Source organism: Allostella sp. (genome assembly GCF_041913585.1).
GTDB lineage: Bacteria > Pseudomonadota > Alphaproteobacteria > ATCC43930 > Allostellaceae > Allostella.
In genome coordinates, this window is sequence record NZ_JAYSFE010000176.1 from 1 (window position 1) to 7,184 (window position 7,184).

The 7,184-nt window shown below is 72.7% G+C and carries 6 protein-coding genes; 2 read left to right on the forward strand and 4 right to left on the reverse strand.

Annotation, left to right across the window (positions count from 1 at the left end; translation table 11 throughout):
• Positions 1-169 precede the first annotated feature (169 nt).
• From ACE3Q3_RS21905 to ACE3Q3_RS21920, 4 genes are read right to left on the reverse strand one after another with little or no spacing between them, the layout of a single operon-like run.
• The gene (locus ACE3Q3_RS21905) at positions 170-844 is read right to left on the reverse strand and encodes a DUF1028 domain-containing protein (protein ID WP_374449555.1); all 675 of its coding nucleotides are present in this window, start codon (positions 842-844) and stop codon (positions 170-172) included.
• A 32-nt stretch (positions 845-876) separates the two neighbouring features.
• On the reverse strand, positions 877-2,199 hold the full coding sequence (locus ACE3Q3_RS21910; protein ID WP_374449557.1) for an NAD(P)/FAD-dependent oxidoreductase: 1,323 nt from the start codon (positions 2,197-2,199) through the stop codon (positions 877-879).
• A complete protein-coding gene (locus ACE3Q3_RS21915; RefSeq protein ID WP_374449559.1) occupies positions 2,196-3,782 on the reverse strand; it encodes an ABC transporter substrate-binding protein in 1,587 nt (528 codons plus the stop codon). The genes ACE3Q3_RS21910 and ACE3Q3_RS21915 overlap by 4 nt, the downstream gene beginning before the upstream one ends.
• A 52-nt stretch (positions 3,783-3,834) precedes the next feature.
• Positions 3,835-5,112, reverse strand: a complete 1,278-nt coding sequence (locus ACE3Q3_RS21920) for a M20/M25/M40 family metallo-hydrolase (protein ID WP_374449561.1) — start codon at positions 5,110-5,112, stop codon at positions 3,835-3,837.
• 104 nt (positions 5,113-5,216) lie between these two features.
• On the opposite strand from ACE3Q3_RS21920, the gene ACE3Q3_RS21925 reads away from it, so the two are divergent.
• Complete coding sequence (locus tag ACE3Q3_RS21925) at positions 5,217-6,266, forward strand: LacI family DNA-binding transcriptional regulator (RefSeq protein WP_374449563.1); 1,050 nt, start codon at positions 5,217-5,219, stop codon at positions 6,264-6,266.
• Positions 6,267-6,415: 149 nt separating this feature from the next.
• The coding region (locus ACE3Q3_RS21930) for a calcium-binding protein (protein WP_374449565.1) at positions 6,416-7,184 on the forward strand (769 nt) is incomplete at its 3' end.

Sequence of the window (7,184 nt, forward strand, 5' to 3'; positions counted from 1 at the left end):
CGCGGCGGCGGCGGTGGTCACGGCGGCGGCGCCCGCCCGGGCGCCGCCGACCCCCGGGGCGCCGGCTCCGGGGTGTCCCCGTGGGCGCGCCCGCCGGGGGGCGGCGGGGCGCCCCCGCGCCCGCCGGCCGGTTCGCGGATGCCGGGAAACCGGGGCGGACGGTTTCCGCCTACACCGCCGCGGGCTTCGCCTTCGGCTTCACCTCGTTCGGGCGCAGCACCTGGACGATGAAGTGCTCGACCTGGGGTTCGTAGGCCTTCCACAGGCCGCGCAGCACGGCGAGCGGCTGCTCCTGGTAGTCGACGCGGAGGTCGACGAGGGGCCATGCCTCGCGGTCGACGATCAGCAGCGCCGCCGACATGATCGGCTGGGTCTCGCCACCGGCGGCGAGACCGGCATCGACGCCGGCGAGCAGGCGCTCGGCAAACGGCATGCCCTGCGCCGCCTCGTAGGCCTCGACGATCGCCCGCGGCACGCCGAGGTTGGCGATGACGTTGCCGGTGGAGACGCAGCCCCGCCCGACATGGCCGGTATTGAGCGACGGGATCTTGGGCCCGCAGAAGAAGGCGGCATCGCCGTTGCGGTCGACGGCCGCGACCTGGCGCTGGTCGGGGAACTCGCTGGCGGCGATCAGCGCCCGCACCGTCTCGCCCGCCGACAGGCCGCGCGCCATCAGGTCGAGGCCGATCGGGCCGAGGCGGATGTCCGAGCGGTGCTGGGTCGTCACCGCGCCGACGCCCGCCCGCGCCCACGGGCAGCGATTGCCGACGGCGATGCTGGAGGTGGCGATGCCGATGCCGAAGGCGCCGGTGGCGGGGCAGCGGGCGGCGATGGAGAAGGTCATGGGGTCGGGTCCTCGGGTCTCGGAAGGGACGGTCAGTTCAGGCGATCGGCCAGCCGGTCGAAGCGGTCGCGCAGGCCGTACCAGGCGGACAGCGGCGACATGAACCAGGGGCGGCCGCGATAGAGCGGATGGGACGGCAGCCCGTCGCGGGCGAACCCGGTCGGCGGCTCGTTGTGGTCGAGACCGGCGATGCGGCGGCCGAGCCGGGCGCCGAGGTAGGTGTTCATGACCACGCCCGAGCCATTGCAGCCGAGGACGTGGTGCAGCCGGCCGCGCGCGCCGATGTTGGGCAGCCGGTCGACGGTGAAGGCGACCATGCCACCCCAGGCATGGGTCATGCGGACGCCCGCCAGGTCCGGGAAGAGGGTGCGGGCGGCGCGGTGCAGGCCGGCCGCCACGGTCGCCGCGCCGGCATGGTCGCGCGCCGAGGCGCGGCCGCCGACCAGCAGCCGGGTGCCGTCGGGCGATGCGCGGAAGGCATAGGCGAGCCGCCGCGTGTCGTTGACGAGGCGTCCCGCCGGCAGCAGGCGGGCGAGGGTGCCCGGCGGCAGGGGTTCGGTCGCGGCCATGTAGCTGCCGACCGGGATGACGCGGCGCCGGTACCAGGCGAACGGCGGCCCGGTGTAGGCATTGGTGGCGAGCACCACGTCGCCGGCGGCGATCGGCCCGTGCGCGGTCGTGACCCGCATCGCACCGGCCTCCTCGGCGACGCCGAGAACCGGGGTGCGCGCGCAGATCCGGGCGCCGGCGGCGCGGGCGAGCGCCAGCAGTCCGGCATGGAGCCGGGCCGGATCAAGTCCGCCATCCTCCGGCAGCACCATCGCGCCGCGATAGAGGTCGGTCGCGATCTCGCCGTCGAGCCGGTCCGGTCCGAGGCAATGCGCGGCGATGCCGACCTTCGAGGCGAGGAACTCTGCCAGCCGCTTCTGGCCCTCGGCGTCGCGACGGGTCCAGGCGCCGATCAGCCGGCCGCTCTGGCGGAGGTCGCAGTCGATTCCTTCGCCGGCGACGAAGCCGAGGAACCAGCGGTAGGCCGCGGCCGTCTCGCGCATCAGCGCCAGCGCGCTATCGGCGCCGAGCGTGGCGGCGAGGCCGGCATGCCCCTGGCGCAGCCGGCCGCCGATCATGCCGACGCTGCGCGTGCTGGCGCCGCCGCCGGCCGGGCCGGCATCGAGCACGGCGACCGAGCGTCCGGCCCGGGCCAGCACGACGGCCGTCGCGAGACCGGCATAGCCGGCGCCGACCACCGCCACGTCGACCCGGCTCGGCAATGGCGGGGGCGCCTCCTCCTCGGGCGGCGCCCCCTCCCACCAGTAGGGACGGTCGCGGAAGTCGGGGTGGAGGACCCCGCTCACCGCGCCGCCAGCTTCATGTCGAGGCCCTTGTAGATGGCGGAATTGTAGATGCCGTGGGCCTTCACCCCGGTCACCCGCTGCTTGTTCGAGAACAGGAAGAGCTGCTCGTGGACGAGCGGCACGGTGACCGCGTTCTCGGCGATGATCCGCTGCACCCGGGCATAGGCGCGGGCGCGGTCGGCGTCGTTCAGCGCCACCTGGCCGGCGTCGAGCTGGGCGTCGGTCTCGGCGTCCTTCCAGTTGACCCGGTTCGGCGCCGGGATGCTGCGCGAGTGGAAGACCATGAGCGCCTCGCCCGACGTGCCGTAGGGCGCGAACAGCGCATACATGTCGTAGTCGGGGGAGGTGTTGATCTGGGCCATCGCCAGCGCCGGCTCGGGCAGCAGCAGCTGCAGGTCGATGCCGACCCGCTTCAGGTAGCCCTGGATGGCCTCGCCGCGGGTGCGCCAGCCGGGGGTCCCGGCGGCGACGAGCTTGGGCGCGAGCCGCTTGCCGTCCTTGCTGCGGAAGCCGTCGGGGCCCTTGGTCCAGCCCGCCTCGTCGAGCAGGCGGTTGGCGGCCTCGGGGTCGTAGCTCGCCTTGACCTCGCCGCTCCAGTCGAGCGTGCCGGGGCTGACATAGGTCTCGGACGTCTTCGCCTGGCCGAACCAGAAGCGCTTGTTCAGCTCGTCGCGGTCGATCGCGTGGACGATGGCGCGGCGGACCCGTACGTCGCCGGTCATCTCCTTGTTCACCCGCATGCCGAGGAAGGCGCTGTAGTTGGACACGCGCGGCATCGCCAGCGTCAGGCGCGGGTCCTTCTTCAACTGCTCGATCGCCCATTCCGGGGCGACGTAGGTGACGTCGCCGGCGCCGGTCTGCATGGCGGCGACGATGCTGGTCTCCTCCGGCACGACCTTCCAGACGACGCGCGCGACATGCGCCGGCCCGGCGTTCTCGTAGACCTTGGGACCCCAGCGGTAGGCGTCGTGGCGGTTGAGCACGAATTCGCTGCGCGGCTTCCATTCGCCCCAGCAGAACGGGCCGGTGCCGTTCAGTCCCTTGACGCCGAAATCGCGTCCCAGCTTCTCGACGTCGTCCTTGTCGATGATGGCGCCGAAGCTCTGCGCCAGCTGCAGCAGCAGTTCGTTGTAGGGCCGCTCCAGGACGTATTCGACCGTGTGGGCGTCCTTGGCCGCGATCGACTTGACCTTGCCGGCGCGCCAGGCGGCGGGCGAGCGGGTCTCGGGCGCCGTCAGCCGCGTCAGCGAGTAGACGACGTCGTCGGCCGTCAGCGCCTTGCCGCTGCAGAACCTGACGTCGTCGCGCAGGTGGAAGGTGTAGGTCAGGCCGTCCGGCGAGATCGTCCACGACTTCGCGAGCAGCGGGTGCAGGGTCTTCTGGTCGTCCTCGAGCGCGACCAGGGTGTCGGTCATCATGAACAGCACCTCGGCGGCGCCGCGGCCGGTCACCCGGTGGGGGTCGAAGCCGACGGAATCGTTGCGGACCAGGATGCTGACCGCGTCGCGCGGGGTCTGGGCCGAGGCAGCCGCGGGCGCGAGCAGGGCGGCGGCGGCGAGCGCTGCGGTGATGGATCGGTTCATGGCGTGATGCTCCTTCCGGGGGGCGGGCGTTGGGCCGGTGGGCGGTGGGGCGTCAGCGGCTGAGATAGTCGAAGGCGGAGAGGGCGTGGGTGCGCACGACGTGCATCAGTTCGTCGATGGTGACGTGCTCGTCGCGGCGGCCCATGGTCCGCGGCGACGGGCCGTAGAGGTAGGCGGGGATGCCGCGCCACCGCCACCAGCGCCCGTCGGAGCCGCCGAGACTGACGATCGGCTGCGGGCGGAAGCCCTTCAGGCGCTCGACATTGTCCTGGATGATGCCGGCCATCTCGCCGGCCGGGTCGCACCAGCTGGCGTCGTAGCTGTGGTCGACCCGCTCCTCCATGGTGGCTTCGGGATGGCGGGCGAGGATCGCGCCGACGCGGTCGCGGACGCGGTCGCGCGGGATCCCGGGCGGCACCCGGATGTCGGCCTCGACCACGCACTCGTCCGGCATCATGTTGATCTTGAGGCCGCCGCGCAGGACGCCGATGTTGACGGTCGCCCGCGCCACGACGTGGCGTGCGCCGTCGCCCAGGCTTTGGTCGATGGCCGCCTGGACCTCGGGGCGGGCGAGCACGGCGCGCATATCCGCCGGCATGTCGGCCTCGAGGTCGGAGATCGCCTCGAGTTCGCCGACGATGGCGGCCGCGATCTTGTTGGCGCTGGCGCTGAGATGGGGGTACGCGCCGTGGCCGCCGGTGGTGCGGATGGTGAAGACGAGGCGGAGCGTCCCCTTTTCGGCGAAGCGTAGGGTCGGCAGCCCGCTCGGCTCGCCGTTGAGGCAGCAGTCGCCGAGCACCTCCTCGGGGCAGGTCTCCATCAGGTAGCCCGTGCCCCAGCGCCCCCCGGTCTCCTCGTCGGAGACGACCGTCAGGGTGAGCTTTCCCTTCAGGTGGTCGCGCAGGCGATGGAGGTAGCGGTAGGTCATGATCGAGGCGGTGGTGCCGCACTTCATGTCGGCGGCGCCGCGGCCGTAGACCCGGTCCGCGGTGATCTCGCCGCTCCACTGGCCGCGCTCGCCCGGCCGGTCCTCGATCGCCGGGAAGACGTCCATGTGGCCGTTGAGGACGAGATGCCGGCCCGGCCGGGCGCCGGCGAAGGTGCCGACGATGTTCGGCAGCTCGGGCCTGGCGGCGACGGTGCGGAACGGCAGCCCTTCCTCGGCCAGCAGCGCGCGGACATGGGCGTCGGCCTCCCGGGTGTCGCCCGGCGGGTTGGGCGACTTCGCCTGAAGGAAGCCGCTGAGGAAGCGCACGATGTCGCCCTGGTCGGCCTCGATCCACGCCAGCAGCCGACGCCTGGGGTCGTCGCTCTCGGACACGGGGGTCATCGTCGGTGGGTGTCTTTCCTGGTATCGCTACCATCGAAGCAGAGCACGCCGGATGCGGCAAGCGGGAATGGCGGCACCGGCGCCGACCCGTGCTAGGTAGCGGCATGAGTTCGGGACGCAGGGGCAGCGGCTGGGTGACGATGGCGGACGTGGCGCGCCGCGCCGGCGTCTCGCCGATGACGGTGTCGCGTGCCTTCAAGACGCCGGCGCTGGTGTCCGAGCCGGTGCGGGAGCGGGTGGCGGCGGCGGCGGCGGCGCTCGGCTACGTGCCGAACCTCGTCGCCGGCAACCTCGCCTCGAGCCGCAGCCGGATGGTGGCGGCGGTGGTGCCGACGCTCGCCAACTCGAACTTCCTCGGGACGCTGAAGGGGCTCTCGGACCGCCTGCGGCAGGAGGGCTACCAGCTCCTCCTGACCGAGACCGGCTACGACCGCCGGCAGGAGGCGGCGGCGGTGGCGGCCTTGCTCGGCCGCCGGCCCGACGGCATCGTGCTGACCGGCGCCGAGCACGACCCGGCCGTCGGCCGGATGCTGCGTGCGGCGCATGTCGCGGTGGTCGAGACCTGGGACCTGCGCGGACCCTTCATCGACATGGCGGTCGGCTTCTCCCACCAGGCGGCGGCACTGGCGCTCGGACGGCTGGTGGTCGCCCGCGGCCATCGCCGGATCGGCTACATCGACTTCCCGCACCCGGAATTGCGCCGGTTCCGGGCCCGGCGCCGCGGCGTGCGGCAGGCGCTGCGCGAGGCCGGGCTCGATCCGTCGCTGATCGTCGGCGTCGCCGACGAAGGGTACGGCGGCGGACAGTCCGGACTCGATGCGCTGCTGGCGCAGGCGCCCGATCTCGACGCGGTCGTCTGCGCGACCGACGTCCAGGCTGTGGGTGTGCTCTTCGAATGCGCGCGGCGCAGCCTGGCGGTGCCGGACCGCCTCGGCGTCGCCGGATTCGGCGATTTCGAGATCGCGGCCGCGGTGCCCCCGGGGCTGACCTCGGTCCGGACCAACGGTCGCGGCATCGGGATCGCGGCGGCCGAACTGATCCTCGCCCGGCAGGAGGGCGGACGTCCGGGGGCCCCGGTCATCGATCTCGGGTTCGAGATCGTGAGCCGCGGCAGCCTGCGGAGCGGCGGAGGCCTGCGCCCCGCAGGCCGATAATCTGAGGTTATCGAAACCATCAGCCCAATCCGCCGGAAGAGCGGGCGGAGTGGCGCTATCTCCGAAGACAGGAGTTCGGATGGCCATGCCCGGGTGCCTCAGCGGCGCCCGGCCGGCACCCGGAGATTCTCGTCCGCAGGAGAAAATCCATGCAGCTCATCGGCACCACGGGTCCCGACATTCTCTCCGGCACGACGCTGGCGGATTTCATCAACGGGATGGCGGCCAACGACATCCTGGCCGGTGGCGAGGGGGACGACACGCTGATCGGCGGTGACGGCGACGACTACATGGACGGCGGCGCCGGTGGCGACGTCATCGTCGCGGGCGCCGGGCGGGACACGGTGCGGGGCGGCGACGGGGTCAACACGATCGTGGTGACGTTCGGTGCGGCCGTCTCCGTGACGGTGATCGAGGACTTCGACCTCGGCATCGACCAGCTCCGCATCGAAGGCGCCGGCGGCGAGATCTCCGACGACCTTCTGCGCGATGCGCTGGCGAACCAGAAGGTCGTGGGCGACGACATCGTCCTCACGCTGAGCGACGGCAGGATCGTCATCCTGCGCGGCGTCTTCGCCAACCGGGTCGACTTCGACGACGTCAGCGACGGTGGTGCCGACGGCGTGCCGGTCGACGACGTGATCGGTGGCGATGGCGACGGGGATGGCGACGGCGACGGTGATGGAGACGGCGACGGGGACGGCGACGGTGATGGCGACGGAGATGGCGACGGAGATGGAGACGGGGACGGGGATGGAGATGGAGACGGGGACGGCGACGGCGACGGCGACGGCGATGGCGATGGCGACGGCGATGGCGATGGCGACGGCGATGGCGACGGCGATGGCGACGGCGACGGCGATGGCGATGGCGACGGCGACGGCGATGGCGACGGCGATGGCGACGGCGACGGCGACG

Excerpts from the sequence above, each read along its gene's own strand:
- ACE3Q3_RS21905 (WP_374449555.1), bottom strand. The coding sequence starts at position 844 with ATGACCTTCTCCATCGCCGCCCGCTGCCCCGCCACCGGCGCCTTCGGC.
- ACE3Q3_RS21915 (WP_374449559.1), bottom strand. The coding sequence starts at position 3,782 with ATGAACCGATCCATCACCGCAGCGCTCGCCGCCGCCGCCCTGCTCGCG.
- ACE3Q3_RS21920 (WP_374449561.1), bottom strand. The coding sequence starts at position 5,112 with ATGACCCCCGTGTCCGAGAGCGACGACCCCAGGCGTCGGCTGCTGGCG.
- ACE3Q3_RS21925 (WP_374449563.1), top strand. The coding sequence starts at position 5,217 with ATGAGTTCGGGACGCAGGGGCAGCGGCTGGGTGACGATGGCGGACGTG.